16 protein-coding genes, 2 tRNA genes and 1 other RNA gene are annotated in these 18,762 nt (G+C 38.8%); 13 read left to right on the top strand and 6 right to left on the bottom strand.

All coding sequences use genetic code 11. From position 1 onward, the window contains the following. Positions 1-38 precede the first annotated feature (38 nt). On the top strand, positions 39-2,147 hold the full coding sequence (locus GBI66_RS14090; RefSeq protein WP_127472503.1) for an ATP-dependent endonuclease: 2,109 nt from the start codon (positions 39-41) through the stop codon (positions 2,145-2,147). Then, positions 2,144-3,877 (top strand): UvrD-helicase domain-containing protein, encoded by a 1,734-nt coding sequence (locus tag GBI66_RS14085; RefSeq protein WP_151716546.1) that lies wholly within the window; start codon positions 2,144-2,146, stop codon positions 3,875-3,877. Before GBI66_RS14090 ends, GBI66_RS14085 begins: the two co-directional genes overlap by 4 nt. A 246-nt stretch (positions 3,878-4,123) precedes the next feature. Here GBI66_RS14085 and GBI66_RS14080 read toward each other — a convergent pair whose 3' ends face one another. After that, positions 4,124-5,347 carry an integrase arm-type DNA-binding domain-containing protein gene (locus GBI66_RS14080; protein WP_151716545.1) on the bottom strand — a complete coding sequence of 408 codons (1,224 nt, stop codon included), beginning with the start codon at positions 5,345-5,347 and terminating at the stop codon, positions 4,124-4,126. A gap of 316 nt (positions 5,348-5,663) precedes the next feature. Between GBI66_RS14080 and coaD the strand changes: the two genes are divergently transcribed. From coaD to GBI66_RS14055, 5 genes are all read left to right on the top strand, one after another. Next, positions 5,664-6,155, top strand: a complete 492-nt coding sequence (gene coaD / locus GBI66_RS14075) for a pantetheine-phosphate adenylyltransferase (protein ID WP_004805114.1) — start codon at positions 5,664-5,666, stop codon at positions 6,153-6,155. 1 nt (position 6,156) lies between these two features. Beyond that, a complete protein-coding gene (locus GBI66_RS14070; RefSeq protein ID WP_004805118.1) occupies positions 6,157-6,420 on the top strand; it encodes a YfhL family 4Fe-4S dicluster ferredoxin in 264 nt (87 codons plus the stop codon). Positions 6,421-6,446: 26 nt separating this feature from the next. Further along, positions 6,447-6,802: RNase P RNA component class A (gene rnpB, locus GBI66_RS14065), an RNA gene on the top strand. Between the two features lie 61 nt (positions 6,803-6,863). After that, positions 6,864-6,940 (top strand) — tRNA-Met (locus GBI66_RS14060). A gap of 264 nt (positions 6,941-7,204) precedes the next feature. Then, positions 7,205-7,281 (top strand) — tRNA-Met (locus GBI66_RS14055). A 112-nt stretch (positions 7,282-7,393) separates the two neighbouring features. Here the strand turns inward: GBI66_RS14055 and GBI66_RS14050 are convergent. Together GBI66_RS14050 and GBI66_RS14045 are read right to left on the bottom strand one after the other, a co-directional pair. Further along, on the bottom strand, positions 7,394-8,425 hold the full coding sequence (locus tag GBI66_RS14050) for a hypothetical protein (RefSeq protein ID WP_151716544.1): 1,032 nt from the start codon (positions 8,423-8,425) through the stop codon (positions 7,394-7,396). After that, positions 8,418-10,043, bottom strand: coding sequence for an NAD+ synthase (locus GBI66_RS14045; protein WP_151716543.1), 1,626 nt, complete (start codon positions 10,041-10,043; stop codon positions 8,418-8,420). Before GBI66_RS14045 ends, GBI66_RS14050 begins: the two co-directional genes overlap by 8 nt. An 864-nt stretch (positions 10,044-10,907) precedes the next feature. On the opposite strand from GBI66_RS14045, the gene GBI66_RS19495 reads away from it, so the two are divergent. Further along, positions 10,908-11,069: a hypothetical protein gene (locus GBI66_RS19495; RefSeq protein ID WP_005210934.1), complete on the top strand. Its 162-nt coding sequence runs from the start codon at positions 10,908-10,910 to the stop codon at positions 11,067-11,069. A gap of 56 nt (positions 11,070-11,125) precedes the next feature. On the opposite strand, the gene GBI66_RS14040 is transcribed toward GBI66_RS19495, so the two are convergent. The 3 genes from GBI66_RS14040 to GBI66_RS14030 all read right to left on the bottom strand — a co-directional run bounded on the left by GBI66_RS14040 (position 11,126) and on the right by GBI66_RS14030 (position 13,415). Beyond that, positions 11,126-11,650, bottom strand: coding sequence for a hypothetical protein (locus GBI66_RS14040; protein WP_151716542.1), 525 nt, complete (start codon positions 11,648-11,650; stop codon positions 11,126-11,128). A gap of 61 nt (positions 11,651-11,711) precedes the next feature. Then, the gene (gene hemJ / locus GBI66_RS14035) at positions 11,712-12,164 is read right to left on the bottom strand and encodes a protoporphyrinogen oxidase HemJ (protein WP_004805133.1); all 453 of its coding nucleotides are present in this window, start codon (positions 12,162-12,164) and stop codon (positions 11,712-11,714) included. 21 nt (positions 12,165-12,185) lie between these two features. After that, on the bottom strand, positions 12,186-13,415 hold the full coding sequence (locus tag GBI66_RS14030) for a beta-ketoacyl-ACP synthase II (protein ID WP_004805136.1): 1,230 nt from the start codon (positions 13,413-13,415) through the stop codon (positions 12,186-12,188). 291 nt (positions 13,416-13,706) lie between these two features. Here GBI66_RS14030 and GBI66_RS14025 point away from each other — a divergent pair, with 291 nt between their 5' ends. The 5 genes from GBI66_RS14025 to GBI66_RS14005 all read left to right on the top strand — a co-directional run. Continuing rightward, positions 13,707-15,050: an EcsC family protein gene (locus GBI66_RS14025; RefSeq protein WP_151716541.1), complete on the top strand. Its 1,344-nt coding sequence runs from the start codon at positions 13,707-13,709 to the stop codon at positions 15,048-15,050. Between the two features lie 160 nt (positions 15,051-15,210). Then, entirely contained in the window at positions 15,211-15,585 is a 375-nt protein-coding gene (rpsL, locus tag GBI66_RS14020) for a 30S ribosomal protein S12 (RefSeq protein ID WP_004648013.1), read from the top strand. A 159-nt stretch (positions 15,586-15,744) separates the two neighbouring features. Then, a complete protein-coding gene (rpsG, locus tag GBI66_RS14015; RefSeq protein WP_005190966.1) occupies positions 15,745-16,215 on the top strand; it encodes a 30S ribosomal protein S7 in 471 nt (156 codons plus the stop codon). Between the two features lie 177 nt (positions 16,216-16,392). Then, a complete protein-coding gene (gene fusA / locus GBI66_RS14010; protein ID WP_004805140.1) occupies positions 16,393-18,531 on the top strand; it encodes an elongation factor G in 2,139 nt (712 codons plus the stop codon). Between the two features lie 92 nt (positions 18,532-18,623). Further along, on the top strand, positions 18,624-18,762 hold a 139-nt coding region (locus GBI66_RS14005), incomplete at its 3' end, for a GTP-binding protein (RefSeq protein WP_227545342.1).

Genomic DNA, 18,762 nt, shown 5'->3' with positions numbered 1-18,762 from the left:
AAGCTTTTAAAGCTTACAATAAATAATTGGGGGTAATAATGCTCATTGAAAAAATTAAAGTAGAAGGTTTTAGGCTTCTTGAGAGCGTTGAATTCGGATTAGAAGAGAATTCAACTGTAATTGTTGGGCGTAATAATAGTGGAAAGACATCTTTTACCAGTATTTTTGATTGTTTTTGTGGTGAGTCTGGAGCACGATTTCGGCTAGAGGATTTTTCAGTTTTATCACGAGAGAAATTTCTAAAAGCCAAAGAATTAAGAGAGGAAGGGGGAAGTCCAGAAAAGATACTAGAAGCACTTCCTCGAATCTCACTTACGCTTACATTTCGATATAATAAATTTTCGCCTGATTTAGGCTCTCTATCCCCTTTTGTTATTGATTTAGATGAAGATTCTACAACAGCTATTGTTCGAATTGAGTATCGCCCTATTTTGAAAAATATGCATTTACTATTCGACCTTACTCCATCTTCAGCAACAGTTGAACCTCGTACACATTTTTATAAAAATTTGAAGAGTAATTTGTCTAAGGCTTATGGGGTTCATGTAAGTGCAATTGATCCTACTGATAGTACAAATATAAGAGATTTTGATGGGACATCTGCGTTAACAGCGTTGTTGCAATGTAACTTTGTTTTGGCTCAAAGGAATCTTGATAAAACAAAATTAGGAGATGCTGATGTAATAGGTAAACTACTGAGTGAGTTATTTAAAACAGCTACAGCACCGTCTGCGGCCGAGGCTGATCAAGATTTAGCTATAAGATTAAAGCAATCTGTTGAAAGTATTGAGCATAATGTCCAACTTGACTTTGATGGCATGCTTAAAGAATTACTGCCAGTTATGAACGTAATGGGATTTCCAAGTCTTAATGATACTGAGATAAGACCAGAGACATCATTAAACGTGGAATCATTATTATCAGGACATACTAAGGTCGTTTATAGCGGAGTTGATGGAGTCCATTTACCAGAAGGGTATAATGGTCTAGGGACTCGTAATTTGATTTACATGTTGCTACAGCTAGCAAGTTACCACAAAATTTACAGATCCAAATCAATTAGACCGGCTACTCATTTAATATTTATTGAAGAACCAGAAGCTCATTTACATCCTCAAATGCAGGAAGTTTTTATTAATCAATTAAATGTGGCTGTTAAGAAATTATCTGATAGTTATTCTAACGAAGATAAATGGAATATCCAGTTCATTATCACTACACACTCTCCACATGTTGCCAATGCAGCAACATTTGATGCTGTTAGATATTTTTATAATGAAAGGGATAAAGTAGAAAACATACGCCATACAAAGGTTAAAGATTTTAAGAAAGGCTTGAGTAGTGTTTCGGATACAGATCAAAAATTTCTGCATCAATATATGACCTTAACGAAGTGTGATCTTTACTTTGCTGATAAAGCTATTTTAGTTGAAGGAACAACAGAACGTTTGTTAATGCCAAGGTTATGCCAATTAGTCGATGAAACTCTTGATGAATCACAAAAACTGGCCAGACAATATGTTACTTGTGTTGAAGTAGGGGGAGCATATGCTCATATTTTTTATCCACTTCTTGACTTCCTCGAGTTGAAAACTTTGGTAATCACTGATCTAGACTCAACAAAAAAAGAGATGATAACTAAGAATGGAAAACAGGTAGAAGCATGGGTGAAATGTCCTGTAGCTGATGGTGAGAATATATCAAATGCTGCTATTAAAAATTGGTTTTATCCTAAAGACGTTGATGATACTGGTAAGGTTAAGAAAAAGGCAGAAAGTGATGATAGTCAAATTTCCCCTTCAGTCTTGATTGCTAAGACAGCTGAAGAGAAACAAGTTAAATTTCGTAGAATTGCATATCAAATACCAGAAGATCCTGAAAGTAATATTTGTGGTAGAAGTTATGAGGATGCTTTCATATTAGCCAATCTATCTAAATTTAAACTGCCAATAGAACAAGATATTGCTATTGCGGCTTGGGAAAAAGCAAAGGGACTTAAGAAAGCTGATTTCGCCTTAGAATATGCAATTCAAATAAAAGATTGGTTGGCACCAAGATATATCAAGGAAGGTTTAATTTGGTTATCTGAAATGGACACCATAGAAAACTCAAATTTTGAATTAATTACAGGCGAAAAAGTAGCATGAGTGAGATTCTAAACAATCCAGCAATAATTGCTGCTCAAGTAGCTGAAGCAAAAATTAATGCAGCTATAAAAGAAGGGAGAAGCTTTCGGCTAGAAGCTGGTGCAGGTGCAGGGAAAACATTTTCTTTAGTTCATGCCCTAAAATCAATTATTAAAGAACGTGGTACATCACTAATGCAAGCAGGTAAAAAAGTAGCTTGTATTACTTATACCGAAGTTGCAAGAAATGAGATTGCTCAGGAAATTGAAGATCATCCAGCAATTTTAGTCGATACTATCCATGGATTCTCATGGGCTTTTATGCGCCAATTTCAAAAAGCTATAAGAGAGATTCTTATTGAAGATCATTTAAGAAAAGAAAAAGTTGAACAAGGTGGTGGCATTGGTTCTAAATCAGTGGAATATGAGTTGGGCTTCTTTGGTGTTAATGATCAGAAAATTACACTGAGTCATGATGATATTCCAATGATAATGGCCAAATTACTAAGTAAAGAAAAGTTTAGGCAAATATTTAGCAATCAGTTTCCAGTAGTTTTTATTGATGAATATCAAGATACAAATCGCCAATTTATGGAGGCTATTACAGAGTATTTCTTAAAACCAAAAGTGGGTCCGCTGTTTGGTCTTTTTGGAGATCATTGGCAGACTATTTATGGTAATGAATATGGGTTAGCAGAGTATCCAATTGAAGAGATTGCTAAAGGATCAAATTTTCGATCAGTTCCAGCAATTGTAAATATATTGAATAATTTAAGACCAGACTTACCGCAAGCTGTAAGCTTACCAGATGCAAAAGGTGAGGCTAGATTCTTTCATACAAATTCTTATAGGGGGACACGGACTAATGAGAGGCATTCAAAAGAGGATTTGCCAATAGATATAGCTCGATCTACTCGTGCAAGTTTGATACAGAGACTAAAAAATGAGGGTTGGGATATTGAAAAAACTAAAATATTGATGTTAAGCCATAATGTTTTAGCTTCTGAACAAGGATATCCTCAATTAATTAAAGTGTTTGAAGGACGTAATGATCAATTTGCAAAAAAAGAAGACCCAGTAATAAAATTTTTTGCAGAAATAGTTGAACCAATGAGTGCCAACTATGGCTTATCAAATTATGGAGAGATGTTTAAAATCTTTGGCTCAAAGCCAGCAATAACTAAGCATGAAGATAAATCTTGTTGGCGCCGAGATATGGATCAATTATTAAAATTAAGGCAAGAAGGGACAATAGGGCAAGTTATAGACCATTTAAAGCATACAAAACGTCCATCTCCTCCAGATAGAGTACTTAGACGAGACGATGAGCTTATTTCATTAAGGAACTCGCCTGACACGGAAATGTCTTCAAAACTATTACGTTATAATAAATTAAGAGAAATCCCATATAAGGAAGTAATTGAGGTTACAAAGTTTATTGAAAAGCAGACTCCATTTGCAACGCAGCATAGTGTTAAGGGGGCTGAGTTTGAGAATGTATTAGTGATTTTAGGTGGCGGATGGAATAATTATAAGTGGCCACAGCTCTTTGAGTTGCTTGAGACTAAAAAGTTGACTACGGCAAACTTCGATGGTTTTCATAGAGCCCGTAATCTATTTTATGTATCAATTTCTCGTCCAATGACAAGACTAGCTGTGTTAGCTACTCAAACACTATCTGATACAGCTCTTGTAACTGTGAATAATCTATTTGGGAGTGAAAATATTGAAGATTTATGTTTTGATACATAAAAATAAAGTTTACTCCAAATTTACACCTTAACTTAATTTTTTTATTTTAAGTTACTATAAATTAATGGATTATTTTATTTTGTTGTCCAATCCATCAAAGGAGTCAGGATGGCAAGTCCATGATGATCCTTCAGCAGATTAACAGCGGGCAGGAAGGAAGTATGTATTTTGTGATGGTACAGTAGAGGTCGTTCACCAATCAGTGTCAGCAAAATACTAGCTCCATACACATTTATATATTTTTGTTTATAGTATCGTTATCTTCCAACTGTCAACAATGTCAGCCCAGTCTTGCATCATTTTCCGTCTTTGTTTTAGATGCTTAGAATGATCATAAGAGGCTTTAGTTTTATTGGATTCAGCATGTGCTAATTGTTTCTCTATCCACGTTTCCTCATAATCCTTTTCATATAGTAAGGTTGATGCTGTGGCTCTAAAATCATGAGTAGTTACATCTTTCAGGCCGATATACTCCAGCATGCTATTTAAAGTTGATGGTGAAAGCATCCCGTTACTCTTTTTGCTAAAAATAGCAGGGAACACCAGAATGCCATCACCTGATATTTCATACTGCTGTCGCAGAACCTTATATGCCTGATCTGAAATTGGCAGTACGTGGATTCTAGCTTTCTTCATCACTTCAATTGGAAATGTAATTAATCTTGATTCAAAGTCTACCCATGACCATTGCATCTTCCTGATTTCTACAGCACGTAGCATTGTGTATAAAAGGATAAAGCCTGCATTCTTCACAGTTTGTGTGCCATTGTATTTAGGTAGGCTTGTTCTAGCTTTGTATCGCTCTTCTTTCGTTAATGCTCTTGCATGATTGACACGAGGACGTTTAATTACATCACGTACTGCATAAGTAGGATCATTCTCAGCACGAAGCGTTGCTATAGCATATCGAATAACACCCCCAACAAATCTTCTGTTCTCAAGTGCCGCAGACGCACCAGTAAATCTTCCATTTGATTCTTTTACAACACGATCTACAGTGTTATCAAGTATTTTAAGCACATCTGCTGCTGTTACCTCGTTTACATTCTTCTTCCCAATAACAGGTGAAATATCTTTTTCTAAAGCAATATCAAACTTCCCTTGATATGTTTCGGACTTTGAACACATTCGTTTCAGTTTAAATTCAGCAGCAATTGAATCAAAGGTATTGGTTGTTTCGGCTAATGCTTGGGCTCTAATATTTTTTCGATCTTCAACAGGGTGTATGCCTTTTGCTAGCTTTGCTCTCATTTGGTCTTTTAAAGAACGAGCCTCGGCTAAACTAATAGAAGGGTATTCACCCAAGCTCATTGATGATTCTTTCCCCTGAAAAACAAATTTGAATCGCCATACCTTAGCACCAGTTGGTCTAATCTCTATATATAGCCGATCAGAGTCTAGGAGTCTATATAATTTATCTTTTGGTTTCAGATTCTTAATTTTAACATCAGAAAGTTTTGTAGTAGCCATTGCGAGTACTTTGAATAAAATGTTACCCGTATTATTACCCGTTTTGACGGAGGATTGAAAGACACTAAAAAGAACTAATAATGATAGTATTTGTTTTATTTCAATTATTTATATAATTAAAAAGAACTGTAAAGAATTATAAAAAACATTAACCATTATTATTTTTTACAACTGTTGCTTGCGCCATAATCTAAACTTCCACAATTACAGCTATTGTGCCGTAAAACGCAACCTTTTTCCATTCTTTAGGAATTTCGCGTTTAGGCCGAACATTTGTTAAAATACGCGTCTTATCTCATTAACTAGAGTACAACGCATGTCTAAAACACGTGTGATTTATCCGGGGACTTTCGATCCAATTACCAATGGACATGTTGATTTGGTTGCAAGAGCATCAAAAATGTTTGATGAAGTTGTGGTTGCAATCGCGATTGGTCATCATAAAAATCCTGTGTTTAGTTTAGAAGAGCGTGTTGAATTGGCCAAAGCATCATTGAGTCATTTGACCAATGTTGAGTTTGTTGGTTTTGATGGTTTGCTGGTTAACTTCTTCCGTGAACAGCGTGCAACAGCAGTACTACGTGGTTTAAGAGCAATTTCTGATTTTGAATATGAGTTTCAACTGGCGAATATGAACCGTCAACTTGACCCACATTTTGAATCGGTATTTTTAACTCCCTCTGAGCAATATTCATTTATCTCATCGACATTGGTAAGAGAAATTGCTCGTTTAAAAGGTGATGTGACCAAATTTGTGCCTGCCATTGTGGTTGAGGCCTTTGAACGTAAACATCAACAAGGTTGGTAGTGTGTCTTTATATATTACAGATGAATGCATTAACTGTGATGTCTGTGAACCTGTTTGTCCCAATGAAGCCATTTATATGGGTGAGCTGATTTATGAGATCGATCCAGCATTGTGTACGGAATGCATCGGTCATCATGATCAGCCACAGTGTCAGTTGTTTTGTCCTGTTGATTGTATTCCGCTCGATCCGCAACATGTCGAATCGCATGATGACTTGATGGCGAAATACAAAAAGTTAACTGGGCAAAAAAATGCGAGCAATTAACTTCGATCTTTGATAAGATGCGCCACGAAGTGGGCTGGACGGTCGCTGCTGTGGAGGTCTCCGTGACTGAAACAGGGGAGGAAAGTCCGGGCTTCATAGGGCAAGGTGCCAGGTAACGCCTGGGCGGCGAAAGTCGACGGCAAGTGCAGCAGAGAGTAGACCGCCTCATTCGTGAGGTAAGGGTGAAAGGGTGCGGTAAGAGCGCACCGCGTGTCTGGTAACAGTTCACGGCAAGGTAAACCCCACCAGAAGCAAGACCAAATAGGAATCCTGAGGCACGGCCCGTGCTGGATTCGGGTAGGTCGCTTGAGCGTATGAGTGATTGTACGCCTAGAGGAATGATCGTCCTCGACAGAACCCGGCTTATAGGCCCACTTCTCAAATTTTTTAAAATTGTGCTTGACGTGTGTATTGAAAGTTAAGATAATGCGCCCACAGTTTTCGGCTATGTAGCTCAGTTGGTTAGAGCACCGCACTCATAATGCGGGGGTCACAAGTTCAAGTCTCGTCATAGCCACCATTTTATAGACCACGCTCCTGCGTGGTCTCTTTTTATCTGCGTTTTTTGTACTCTTCAAAACAATTTTTTTGACGCTAGGTTTTCTGGTTATTTTTAATTGAATAAAAGCTCATTCATGACTAAATTTCGTCGTTGAAGTATAGATCTGTTGAAATTTGATCAATTGGTGGCTGATAGCATAAAAACTGTTCATATGTTCTATATTTTCAAGATCATAGACTTGACCAACTGAGGCGGAAACTAGATAATGCGCACACAGTTTACGGCTATGTAGCTCAGTTGGTTAGAGCACCGCACTCATAATGCGGGGGTCACAAGTTCAAGTCTCGTCATAGCCACCATTTTAAAAACCACGCTCCTGCGTGGTTTCTTTTTATCTACTTATTGGCTAAAAATAATTCATCAGATGTGCAAAAGCCTGTAAATAACTCATTTATTTACAGGCTTTACTTTTTATAAATGTTTTCCGATGGTTGCTAAGGTTTGAGGACTTTCATAAAACGGTTTTAAAATGAGGGTAATGATCGGCTCGAGTACATCATGTTCATCTAAAGCCACCACGACTTTAGGATAGAAACGTACCGCTTCGTTAAGTAGATCTGTTTCTTCTATGCCGATTGCAGCAAAAACATCTTCCAAACTTTCATCTTTATAGAAGTCATAAAACACTTTCACGCCGTATAAGATTAGATCTTGTATAAAAGAGGATTGGCGTAACTCTTTCCAATACTCATAGATCATGACAAAGAATTCTTCCACATCCAGTGGCGTGACTTGCTTGGTATATTCAGATAAAGGCTGAGCTTTGTTGTCGTCCCAGATATTGCGTGCAAGGCTCTCTAAATCATCATTTGAAAGCAAGCTGAGATCGACCAATTGTTCCTGTATGAAGCGGGCAATACTCTCTTCAATTTTTTGTTCAATACGTTGTTGCTGACGATGAGAAAAGCTTTTTAGTTTTTGTTGCCATTCATATTTACTCTCCGAAATTCGTTCTTCATCCGACTGAGTAAATAGTTTTGGTAATTTGTTTTGTAGCGTTGTGGTTGCGATGTATTGGCACAACTGTTGAATCGAAGGGCTTTCTTTTAAAAACTGATTTAAATAATGGCGAATATTATCCAGTTCTAAAAACTTGGATAACCACATTTCAAACTGGTGGTCTGAAAATATATCTTGTAATTGAGATGATGATTGTAGTGAGAATACATGCAGTCTTTGCGCAATTTCCCCAATAAACTCTAATAGACCTGCGCCGAGCTGCATTTCAAAAGCGTAGCGTTTTACCACTGCTTGGATTTGCTCTAATTCAACCACTTCCTTGAGCTGAATGTTGGGTGCATGTTGGAGAAAAAGCTGAATAAATTGCTGGAAGAAATCAGCAGAAAGTTGGGTTGTGAGTTGGTTTTTATAAAATGCAACTTGCTCAAGCATTAAAGCTTGAGCAAGTAATTGTGACTTTTCAGAAACAATTTTTTCAGTCATTCGCGGTCCATCCGTTGACGATCGGGTAGCGTCGCTCGCGACTGAAGGCACGTGAACTAATGCGTGGCCCAATCGCGCCCTGACGACGCTTGTATTCATTGCGATCAACCAAACGAATCACTTTCTCTACGACTGCGGCTTCATAGCCTTTGCCGATAATGTCCGCTTGGCTGAGATCTTCTTCAATATAAGCATATAAGATAGCATCAAGTACATCATAAGCAGGTAATGAGTCTTGATCTTTTTGATCAGGACGAAGTTCTGCTGATGGTGGACGAGTAATGACACGCTCAGGAATCACTGGTGTTTCATCTAAGGTGTTACGGTATTTCGCCAACTCAAATACAATGGTTTTATATACATCTTTAAGGACTGAGAAGCCACCAACCATGTCGCCGTACAAGGTGCAATATCCGACAGAAATCTCAGATTTGTTACCTGTAGAGAGTACAAGATTACCAAATTTGTTGGATAAACCCATCAATAATGTACCGCGAGTACGCGCCTGTAAATTTTCTTCTGTTGCATCCGCAGGGCTATTGCCAAAGAATGGGAACAAGGTCTGCATGAAGCTATTTACGATTGGGTGAATCTCGGCAATACCAAAGGTGACACCCATACGACGTGCTTGTTCAGTTGCGTCTTCAACACTCATTTGTGAGGTATAGGTATATGGCATCATTACTGCTTGAACTTTATCAGCACCAATGGCATCAACTGCAATTGCCATTGTCAAAGCAGAATCGATCCCGCCTGATAATCCTAAAATCACACCTGGAAAGCCTGAACGCTGTACATAATCACGTGTTGCCATCACCAAGGCTTGGTAAATTTCAGCAAAGGTTTCTAAAGCAGGTGTTGCATCCGCTGTTTTAAATTGTTTTTGTTCAACATCATATTCCGCAATTGCAATAGATTCTTGGAAACTTGGTATCTGTAGTACCAGTTGCCCATTATTGCTGCTTACAAAACTTGAGCCATCAAAAATCAGGTCATCTTGCCCACCGACTTGGTTGACATAAACAATATTTAAACTTAATTGTTTAGCAAGTTCATTTAAGGTTTGAATACGGTGCTGTGGTTTACCTACTTCATAAGGTGAGGCATTTAAGACTAGAACAGTTTCCACATTAAGCTGGCTAAGTTGTTTAACGGTATTCAGTGACCATACATCTTCACAAATCAAGACACCAAACTTGTGCCCTAAATATTCAAAAACGAGATGTTGATGACCTTCTTGGAAGTAGCGCTTTTCATCAAACACACCGTAATTCGGTAAGTTATGTTTGTTATAAACACCTAATACCTGCCCATCTTTCATCACGGCAGCAGAGTTATAGCGATGACCATCCTCAGTTTGGTGCACAAAACCGAATACCATCAGAATATCTTTTACTTCGCTTAACTGAGCAAACGCTTTTTGAGTGCGTTTTTGTAGGTTTGGGCGGAGTATTAGGTCTTCAGCAGGGTAACCTAATGTAGAAAGTTCAGGGAAGATGATCAAATCAGCCTGTTGTTGTTTCGCTAAATTTGCTTGCTCAACCATCTTTTGAGTGTTTGCATCAATATTGCCAATATGCGGAGAGAATTGAGCAAGGGCAACTTTAAAATTTTTCATTCAAACCTAATCCTAAGTCTTAACAGGTTATGATATACAAGCTTTTGATTTATATAAGTATAGTTATTAAAAACAAGTGTATATCATGGCGCCAAACATTTTATATCTTAAACAAAAATTACAAGTTTACTAATATATACTAAATGCACATTTTTCTGCGTAAAAATAACAAGTTTTTCTGTATAAAACAGCAACATTTCTCAATGTTTGCGTGATTATGGTGCATGAATGTGAATAAATATAATAGAGTCAGATAAAGTTTTTTTCATGTCATTTTCGCATCTTGCTGTGACATATCAATTACAGCATAGAAAAATAATAAAAAATTTGAGTAAAAAGAATTACTTTTGGCTCTTATCTTACATTTTAAAATATTTAAAACAGTTGTACTTTTTTAAAAAATCATATTATTCATTATCTTAAAATTGTATCGTATGTTTTTTATACCGTTTGTCGGGAATATCTTTGCGACACTTGAGTGTACATTTGTGCACTGCTATTATCCCAATTAATGTGAACGGATGTGCACTTTGATACTCATCAAGTGTAACCAAGCACGTAAAATGAAGAGGTAACAACAATGTCAGTTTTATTATTTCCTGTAATTGCATTTGGTTTGGCTGTAGTCGTTGGTCGTGTGGGTACAGTAATGTTCCAAGAAAAAGATCAACAAGTTTAATTGATCACTAAATTTTGATTCATTTTTGATGAGGTAGCGAACGATGTCAGTTTTATTATTTCCTGTAATTGCTTTTGGTTTAGCTGTGGTTGTTGGTCGTATTGGAACAGTAATGTTTCGCGAACAAGATCAGCAAGCCTAAGCTAATTTATTAAATAGTCATTTAAATAAAGAGGTACGAAATTATGACTTCAACAATTTTATTGCCTGTAATCGCCTTGGTTTTAGCTATTGGTGTTGGGCGTATTGGTACCATTGTTAAGGATGCGATGCGTGTAGATTTTACGACTGATATGGATGATAGTCATGAACTTAAAACTGAAACTCAAAAAGGCACTGCTGCATAATTTTTCTTGCACACTGCTTACTTAAAAAGCTCTGTAGTTAAAACTTACAGGGCTTTTTATTTTTCTAGAATGATGTTGGGGATTTTATTAAAGAAGATATCTCGTGCAATATCACCTTGTTGTTCGATGTTATAACTCGAGAAGGCCTTATTTTTTATAAATTGATATCGATATGGATTGTATTGCTTAAAACTGAGGTAATAGCCAGCCTGAAGAATTGCACCTTTAACAACGACATTGATTCCTAGCTGAAACTGTAGAATATGCGCCAGTTCGTGAATAAAGATTCCTTGTAGGGACATTGGGCATATTGAATAATCAGGACGGAAATATTTCTGATGCACAAATAGATTGCCATTGGGTGCCATAAAAATATTAGTAGGTTGCCAAGGTAGGTAGGGAATATTAAAAATCTTTATTTGTGCATAATCGATAAGATCGCCAAAGACAGGGCGTGCCATTTCGATTTCACCAGAGGTCAAACCACGATATTGAAATTGATTCATTTTGAGGTAAAAGATTAGGCTGGAAATCAATCGAGCTTTCAATCTGTGTAGAGCGTACTGAAATGGTTTGTTCATATGAACGATGCGTCTGAAAAACGAGAAGATCTGTTTTTATTCTAGAATAAAAAAACCTCAGTTAAAACTGAGGTTTTACTACGACTAAAATCACCACCGCAAACAGGATCAAGGTTGGCATTTCATTAAAGAATCGCCAAAACTTGTGTGATTTATAGTGGGCATTACCAATCAGTTTTTTACGGTAATAACCACAAACAAAATGGTAAATCACCAATAAGCCGACTAGACCGACTTTTAGATAGAACCACAAAGCTTCATGATAATGTCGGGTTGCATCACCCCAATCAACCAGAAAGTGGGCGGTAATGAGTGTGGCAATCATAGACGGCCACATAATACCTCGATACAACTTACGTTCCATGACTTCAAAGCGTTGATGACTAACAGCATCTTCACTCATGGCATGGTAGACATAAAGGCGTGGTAAGTAGAACAATGCAGCGAACCAGCAAACCACAGCAATAATATGTAATGCTTTTACCCACAAGAAAGCATCAGAAGGTGCATCCATCGATAATCCTGCTAAATGGGATTATGCATCCCACTTCTTGAAAATAAGGCAGGCGTTAACACCGCCAAAGCCAAAACTGTTACTCATGACAGTATTCAGTTTTGCATCACGTTTTTCAAGTACAATATCGAAACCTTGTGCGCCTTCATCAAGCTCAGTCACGTTGATGTTTGGAGCAATAAAGTCATTTTGCATCATCAAGACAGAATAAATCGCTTCCTGAACGCCCGCAGCCCCTAAGCTATGACCCGTCATCGATTTGGTCGAGCTGAGTGGAGGAACTTGTCCTTCACCAAATGCACGTTCCATTGCTTTAAGCTCAGTCACGTCACCTGCTGGTGTTGAAGTACCGTGTGTGTTGACATAGTCAATTTGCTCTACACCATGCTGTTTTGCTTCATCCAATGCCATGATGATACAACGTGTTGCACCTTCACCACTTGGTGCAACCATGTCAGCCCCATCACTGTTTGCAGCATAGCCAATCACTTCTGCTAAAATATTCGCACCACGCGCTTGCGCATGTTCAAGTGACTCAAGCACGACGAAACCACCACCGCCTGCAATCACGAAACCGTCACGGTCTTTTGAGTATGGACGTGAAGCAGTTTCTGGTGTGTCATTATATTTTGAACATAATGCACCCATTGCATCAAACAATAAGCTTTGTGACCAGTGATCTTCTTCACCACCGCCAGCAAGCATTAAATCTTGTTTACCCAATTGAATCAGGTTGTAGGCATAACCAATCGCATCGGCAGACGTTGCACATGCACTGGTAATCGAGTGCGCTACACCTTGCAGTTTAAATGCAACGCCAACGTTCGCAGTAATGGTGTTACTCATATTACGAGGTACAAAGAAAGGACCGATTTTACGCGCGCCTTTTTCCTCTAATAGTTTGATCATTTCTGCAACAGATGCAGTTGAGTTACCACCAGAACCGCCAGCGATACCGTAACGTGGATTGTTTGCCAAATCTTCTTGTTTCAGTCCAGCATGTTCAACAGCTGCGACAGCTGCGTTATACGCATACATCGCACAGACGCCCATAAAGCGTTTCAGTTTGCGATCAATACCATCAAAATCCTGTTCAGCTGCAGCGCTGACATGGCTCTTGAAATTCAGTTCTGCATAAGTTGGGTTTAAACGTGTGCCTGAGATTCCATTTTTTAAAGAATGAGTGACCTCTTCTAAAGAGTTACCGATACATGAGTTAATGCCCATACCAGTGATTACAACACGTTTCATTTACAGATCCCTTTTATGGTAATACTTAAGCCCTGTGCATCTCGCTATGAATACAAATCAGGAGAAAAATAACGATTAAAATGGCTTATGAGTGAATGACACCATGATAGCAGAAAGGTTTTTTATTTCTTATGGCAAATCTTATGCCTATTTCCAGTTGTGTAAATATTCGTAAATATTCGCAATGTTGTGACGAAACGTAAAGAAAGAACACAGATAAAAGTTGAGATAAATCTGCATTCAACCTAGTATTTACCTAGAAATGCACAGATTACACAACAGAGGTACTTGATGACAAAATCTAAAAACAAGCAATCTTCAGGTTTATTTGCACAAGCCTTTGGAGTGGCTAAAAAGCTCAGTTCAGAATTACAGAAATTTCAAGTTGCCCCAACCACATCGGGTGCGGAACTCGCGAATTCATCCAATATTGTTGAAGGAAAAGCACGTTTCAAAAGTCCATTTGAGGTCGAAAAATATGAAAACCCTCAACAAATGCTACGTCAACAATTTCCAAAACTATCTCATCAATTGTTAGGTCGTCATTATAACCGAGTCAATAGTGTGGCTTCGTTTGTATCGCCAGATTTGGGCGATAAGGTTTCAGACTATTTATTCCAATGGTTAAATGAGTTTAGTTCAAATAGTTCTTTGACTGAAAAAATCCTTGATGAAGCAGGGGTCAAAGATATTATGGAACTGACTACAGATACAGGGCGTTCACAGCGCTTAAGTCAGGCATTAATTGAGCAAAATAAATTATTAGCTGCAGCGCAAGGTGCGATTACAGGTGCAACGGGTGTCTGGGGTGCTGCGATCGATATTCCAGCGTCTATTGTTTTGACCCTGAGAACGATTTATCAAACTGGACGTTCACACGGTTTCGATTTATCTGAAGATGCTGACCAAGAAATTGTTGCCTTCATTTTTAAAGAAATTGATTTGAGTTTGGTTGCGGAAAAACAAACCTTGTTGGTTGCGTTAAAAGCATTGAAATCCATGCTGGAAACACATGATTTGCAACAATTCCAGCAGTTGTTAGGTTCAAATAATGATATCGAATTGGTGAAGAAGTGGTTGGTGGATGAAAATGGTCAGTTTAAATGGAACTGGCTCAATCGTATTCCACAAGCTTCGGTGGTTGGTAAACTGACTCCAATTGCTGGTGCAGCACTGGGTGGTTTCTATAGTTGGAGACTGCTAGAAGATGTTGGGCATAAATCGCAATCAATTTTTGGTGCAGCACGCTTTTATATGAATGAATATCCGAATGAAAAGATTTCACCTCTAGAAGCATATTTTAAAGCAGAAGCCTTATTGAAGAAGGCGAGTCCACGTTTATTAAGTTCTACAGCAGTTGAAAATAATAAGACCACATCAGAGGAACCGAATGATGTGATTACCCATGTAACCGTTAAAACCAAAGACAGTACAACGCCAACAGTTGCTTTAGATGACAAGGTTGAAGCTGGAATTCAACAACTTGCTGAACAGCATGTGGTTGAGCATCCCCATACAGAACAACAACCTGCATTAAAAGAGCAGCAAGATGAAACTTTTGAGGATGCTGAGGCTGAGGTCGTTGCTGAGCAAAAATCAATTGATATAGAACCTGCCTCAACAAAACATAGCTAAATTGGGGTCTAATGTTTTAGGTATTAAAAACACAACAAACTTAAGAAATGGTCGACACTTGAAATGTTGACCATTTTTACTTCTTAGCTTACAATTATGTGCCCTTAAAAAGAGGTTCTTTTCTTTTTTTAAGGTTGTTTAATAACGGGAGAATTGCCAAATGGCAACAACAAATCAGTTGATCCGTAAGGGTCGTACAACTTTGATTGAAAAATCTAAAGTTCCTGCGTTGAAGGCTTGTCCGCAACGTCGTGGTGTATGTACACGTGTTTATACTACTACACCTAAAAAACCTAACTCAGCAATGCGTAAGGTTTGCCGTGTTCGCTTAACTTCAGGTTTTGAAGTATCTAGCTATATCGGTGGTGAAGGTCATAACCTACAAGAGCACAGTGTTGTTCTTATCCGTGGTGGTCGTGTTAAAGACTTACCAGGTGTACGTTACCATACCGTTCGTGGTTCTTTAGACTGTGCTGGCGTTAAAGATCGTAACCAGTCACGTTCTAAATACGGTACTAAGCGTCCTAAGAAGTAATTCTAGGAAACTAGTCCAAGCAACCCTTTAGCGTTTCGCTTGTTTGAATTCTTCATAGTTTTGTAATTCAAGCGACGTATAGTAAGGCCAGCGAAAGTACATGACACTCGTACAAACTGCTGGATTATCCTGAAGTGTCATATTATTAGGTGTATTAAAATGCCAAGACGTCGCGTAGTCGCTGCTCGTGAGATCCTTCCAGATCCAAAATTTAGCAGCCAAACAATCGCTAAATTCATGAACCACGTAATGCAAGATGGTAAAAAATCTATTGCTGAAAGTATCGTTTACGGTGCTTTAGACCGCGTTCAAGAAAAAAACAAAGTAGACCCAGTTGAATTTTTCGAGACTACTCTTGAAAAAGTTCGTCCTATGGTTGAAGTAAAAGCACGCCGTGTTGGTGGTGCTACTTATCAAGTACCTATGGAAGTACGCCCATCCCGTCGTACTGCTTTAGCTATGCGTTGGTTAGTAGATGCTGCTGCTAAGCGTTCTGAAAAAACGATGGCTTTACGTCTTGCTGGTGAGTTGCTTGATGCAGCTGAAGGTAAAGGTTCAGCGATCAAAAAACGTGAAGACGTGCATCGTATGGCTGAAGCCAACAAAGCCTTCTCTCACTACCGTTTCTAAGCGGATAAAACAGTCCCTAATCAGGAGAATATTCATGCGTACCGCAGCTCGATTCAACATCGCTCTCTATCAAAGTGGGGGCTTTGCGGGTATTTAAGTTGCCTGCTTGGATATTCGTGCGCATCAATTTAATTGATGCGTCCTGTTTTAAAAATAACATTTAGGAATGTAGACATCATGGCTCGCCAAACCCCGATTAGTAATTACCGTAACATCGGTATTTCTGCGCACATCGACGCAGGTAAAACAACTACAACAGAACGTATTTTGTTCTACACAGGTGTATCTCACAAAATTGGTGAAGTACACGATGGTGCAGCAACAATGGACTGGATGGAACAAGAGCAAGAGCGTGGTATTACAATTACCTCTGCTGCAACGACTTGTTTCTGGTCAGGTATGAGTAGCCAATTCCCACAACACCGTATCAACGTAATCGATACACCGGGACACGTAGACTTCACAATCGAAGTTGAACGTTCTATGCGTGTTCTTGATGGTGCGTGCATGGTTTACTGTGCTGTTGGTGGCGTACAACCTCAGTCTGAAACTGTATGGCGTCAAGCGAACAAATATAAAGTGCCTCGTTTAGCGTTCGTGAACAAGATGGACCGTACTGGTGCAAACTTCTTCCGTGCTGTTGATCAAGTTAAAACTCGTCTAGGCGGTAATCCTGTTCCTATCGTTGTGCCAATTGGTGCAGAAGATACGTTTGCAGGTGTTGTTGACCTCATCGAAATGAAAGCGATTATCTGGGATGAAGCATCTCAAGGTATGAAGTTCGAATACGGTGATATTCCTGCTGACCTCGTTGATACTGCGAACGAATGGCGTACTAAGATGGTTGAAGCTGCGGCTGAAGCATCTGAAGAGTTAATGGACAAGTACCTAGAAGAAGGCGATCTTTCTAAAGAAGAAATCATCGCTGGTTTACGTACTCGTACTTTAGCATCTGAAATCCAAGTTATGCTTTGTGGTTCAGCGTTCAAGAACAAAGGTGTTCAACGTATGTTGGATGCTGTAATTCAATTCTTACCTTCTCCAACAGAAGTTAAAGCAATTGAAGGTATTCTTGACGACAAAGATGAAACTAAAGCATCTCGTGAAGCATCTGACGAAGCTCCGTTCTCTGCACTTGCGTTCAAAATCATGAACGATAAGTTCGTAGGTAACTTAACATTCGTACGTGTTTATTCTGGTGTTCTTAAACAAGGTGATCCGGTTTATAACCCAGTTAAATCTAAGCGTGAACGTATCGGTCGTATCGTGCAAATGCATGCGAACGAACGTCAAGATCTTGATGAAATCCGTGCAGGTGATATCGCAGCGTGTGTAGGTCTTAAAGACGTTACTACTGGTGATACATTATGTGATGAGAAAAACATCATTACACTTGAGCGTATGGAATTCCCAGAGCCAGTAATTTCATTGGCTGTTGAACCAAAAACTAAAGCTGACCAAGAAAAAATGTCAATTGCTTTAGGTCGTTTGGCTAAAGAAGATCCATCGTTCCGCGTTCGTACAGATGAAGAATCTGGTCAAACAATTATTGCTGGTATGGGTGAGCTTCACCTTGACATCATCGTTGACCGTATGAAGCGTGAATTCGGTGTTGAAGCGAACATTGGTAAACCAATGGTTGCTTACCGTGAAACGATCAAAAAGTCTGTTGAACAAGAAGGTAAGTTTGTTCGTCAAACAGGTGGTAAAGGTAAATTCGGTCATGTATATGTTCGTTTAGAGCCTATGGATGTTGAAGAAGCTGGTAAAGAATACCAATTCGCTGAAGAAGTTGTCGGCGGTACAGTACCTAAAGAATTCTTTGGTGCGGTTGATAAAGGTATTCAAGAACGTATGAAGAATGGTGTATTGGCTGGTTACCCTGTTGTGGGTATCAAAGCGACATTATTTGATGGTTCTTACCACGATGTCGACTCTGATGAATTGTCGTTCAAAATGGCAGGTTCATACGCTTTCCGTGACGGTTTCATGAAAGCGGATCCTATCCTTCTTGAACCAATCATGAAAGTTGAAGTAGAAACTCCAGAAGACTACATGGGCGATATCATGGGTGACTTAAACCGTCGTCGTGGTATGGTTCAAGGTATGGATGATCTTCCTGGTGGAACAAAAGCAATTAAAGCAGAAGTTCCATTGGCTGAGATGTTTGGTTACGCGACTCAAATGCGTTCTATGTCTCAAGGTCGTGCGACTTATTCTATGGAATTCGCTAAATACGCTGAAACACCACGTAACGTGGCTGAAGGCATCATCGCTAAGTTCCAAGCTGGCGGTAAAAAAGGTGACGACGAGTAATCTTTCGATTACTATATTACCCAACTAAATTTAGTTAAAAAACCAAGTGCTCATGGGCGACCCTCATGAGCAGTTTATAAAGGAAGATCATCATGGCTAAAGCCAAGTTTGAACGTAATAAACCACACGTAAACGTGGGTACAATTGGTCACGTTGACCATGGTAAAACAACTTTAACTGCTGCGATTGCAACTATCTGTGCAAAAACTTACGGCGGTGAAGCGAAAGATT

Source organism: Acinetobacter sp. TUM15071 (assembly GCF_008980925.1).
Lineage (GTDB): Bacteria > Pseudomonadota > Gammaproteobacteria > Pseudomonadales > Moraxellaceae > Acinetobacter > Acinetobacter dispersus.
The sequence above is the reverse complement of the archived record's forward strand: the minus strand, read 5'-3'. Positions and strand labels throughout refer to the sequence as shown.

Coding starts and splice junctions, on each gene's coding strand:
- rpsG (WP_005190966.1), top strand. CDS start 15,745: ATGCCAAGACGTCGCGTAGTCGCTGCTCGTGAGATCCTTCCAGATCCA.
- GBI66_RS14030 (WP_004805136.1), bottom strand. CDS start 13,415: ATGAAACGTGTTGTAATCACTGGTATGGGCATTAACTCATGTATCGGT.
- GBI66_RS14040 (WP_151716542.1), bottom strand. CDS start 11,650: ATGAACAAACCATTTCAGTACGCTCTACACAGATTGAAAGCTCGATTG.
- coaD (WP_004805114.1), top strand. CDS start 5,664: ATGTCTAAAACACGTGTGATTTATCCGGGGACTTTCGATCCAATTACC.
- fusA (WP_004805140.1), top strand. CDS start 16,393: ATGGCTCGCCAAACCCCGATTAGTAATTACCGTAACATCGGTATTTCT.
- GBI66_RS14045 (WP_151716543.1), bottom strand. CDS start 10,043: ATGAAAAATTTTAAAGTTGCCCTTGCTCAATTCTCTCCGCATATTGGC.
- GBI66_RS14090 (WP_127472503.1), top strand. CDS start 39: ATGCTCATTGAAAAAATTAAAGTAGAAGGTTTTAGGCTTCTTGAGAGC.
- GBI66_RS14025 (WP_151716541.1), top strand. CDS start 13,707: ATGACAAAATCTAAAAACAAGCAATCTTCAGGTTTATTTGCACAAGCC.
- rpsL (WP_004648013.1), top strand. CDS start 15,211: ATGGCAACAACAAATCAGTTGATCCGTAAGGGTCGTACAACTTTGATT.
- hemJ (WP_004805133.1), bottom strand. CDS start 12,164: ATGGATGCACCTTCTGATGCTTTCTTGTGGGTAAAAGCATTACATATT.
- GBI66_RS14085 (WP_151716546.1), top strand. CDS start 2,144: ATGAGTGAGATTCTAAACAATCCAGCAATAATTGCTGCTCAAGTAGCT.
- GBI66_RS14080 (WP_151716545.1), bottom strand. CDS start 5,347: ATGGCTACTACAAAACTTTCTGATGTTAAAATTAAGAATCTGAAACCA.
- GBI66_RS19495 (WP_005210934.1), top strand. CDS start 10,908: ATGACTTCAACAATTTTATTGCCTGTAATCGCCTTGGTTTTAGCTATT.
- GBI66_RS14050 (WP_151716544.1), bottom strand. CDS start 8,425: ATGACTGAAAAAATTGTTTCTGAAAAGTCACAATTACTTGCTCAAGCT.